Raw genomic sequence first — 1463 nt, forward strand, 5'->3', positions numbered from 1 at the left:
GGCTGTTCCGCCAGATCGGCATCTACAACCCCGCAGGTCAGAACTACACGCCGGTCGACAAAGACCAGGTGATGTATTACCGCGAAGCCAAGGACGGCCAGATCCTGCAAGAAGGCATCAACGAAGCCGGCGGCATGGCCAGCTGGATCGCCGCGGCGACGAGTTACTCGACCAACAACCGGGTGATGATCCCGTTCTACGTCTACTACTCGATGTTCGGCTTCCAGCGCATTGGCGACTTGGCCTGGGCGGCCGGCGATATGCAGGCGCGCGGCTTCTTGCTGGGCGGCACCTCGGGCCGCACGACGCTGAACGGCGAAGGCCTGCAGCACGAAGACGGCCACAGCCACATCCTGGCCAGCACCATCCCCAACTGCATCAGCTACGACCCGAGCTTCGCGCATGAAGTCGGCGTGATTCTGCACAGCGGCTTGAAGCGCATGGTCGAGAACCAGGAGAACGTGTATTTCTACATCACGCTGCTGAACGAAAACTACCCGATGCCGGGCCTGAAAGCCGGCACCGAAGCGCAGATCCTGAAGGGCATGTATCTGCTGGACGAGGCGGATGGCAACCAAAAGCTGACGGTCAATCTGCTCGGCTCCGGCACCATCCTGCGCGAGAGCCAGGCCGCCAAGGCCTTGCTGGAAGCCGACTGGGGCGTGGGCGCCCATGTCTGGAGCTGCCCAAGTTTCAATGAGCTGGCCCGCGAAGGCCAGGACAGCGAGCGTTGGAACCTGCTGCACCCGACCGACGCGCAGCGCGTCAGCTTCGTTGCCGAGCAACTCAGCCAGACCAGCGGCCCGGTGATCGCCTCGACCGACTATATGAAGAACTTCGCCGAGCAGATCCGCGCTTATGTACCCGCAGGGCGCTCCTACAAGGTCTTGGGCACCGATGGTTTCGGTCGTTCGGACTTCCGCTCCAAGCTGCGCGAGCATTTCGAGATCAACCGGCACTACATCGTCGTGGCGGCTTTGAACTCGCTGGCCGATGAAGGCAAGTTGCCCAAGGCGACGGTGGCCGAGGCGATTGCCAAGTACGGTATCAAGGCCGACAAAATCAACCCCCTGTACGCTTAAAAGCGGCGAATCTGACGGACTTGCGTGACAGACCGCCCGAGCGTAGCGAGTAGCTCTGTCACCAACTAGCTAGGAAAAAACATGGCACTGGTAGAAGTCAAGGTTCCCGATATTGGGGACGTCAAGGATGTGGCCGTCATTGAGTTGATGGTCAAGGTCGGTGACACCGTCACGCTGGAGCAAAGCCTGATCACCGTCGAGAGCGACAAAGCCTCGATGGAGATCCCCAGCTCGGCGGCTGGCGTGGTCAAGGAAATCAAGATCGCCATCGGCGACAAGGTCAATGAAGGCAGTTTGGTGCTGCTTTTGGAGACCGCCGCTGAAGCAGCAGCAGCGCCGGCCCCGGTTGTCGCTGCTGCTGCACCGGCCCCTGCTGCTGCG

The 1463-nt window shown here is 61.1% G+C and carries 2 protein-coding genes; both read left to right on the top strand.

Going from position 1 to position 1463, the window contains the following annotated elements; genetic code table 11:
• On the top strand, nucleotides 1-1082 hold a 1082-nt coding region (locus tag RMO57_RS05955; RefSeq protein ID WP_414896378.1), incomplete at its 5' end, for a transketolase-like TK C-terminal-containing protein.
• 81 nt (nucleotides 1083-1163) lie between these two features.
• The coding region (locus RMO57_RS05960) for a biotin/lipoyl-containing protein (RefSeq protein ID WP_310385099.1) at nucleotides 1164-1463 on the top strand (300 nt) is incomplete at its 3' end.

Origin of the sequence: Roseateles sp., from assembly GCF_031397715.1 — a bacterium.
Lineage (GTDB): Bacteria > Pseudomonadota > Gammaproteobacteria > Burkholderiales > Burkholderiaceae_C > Paucibacter_A.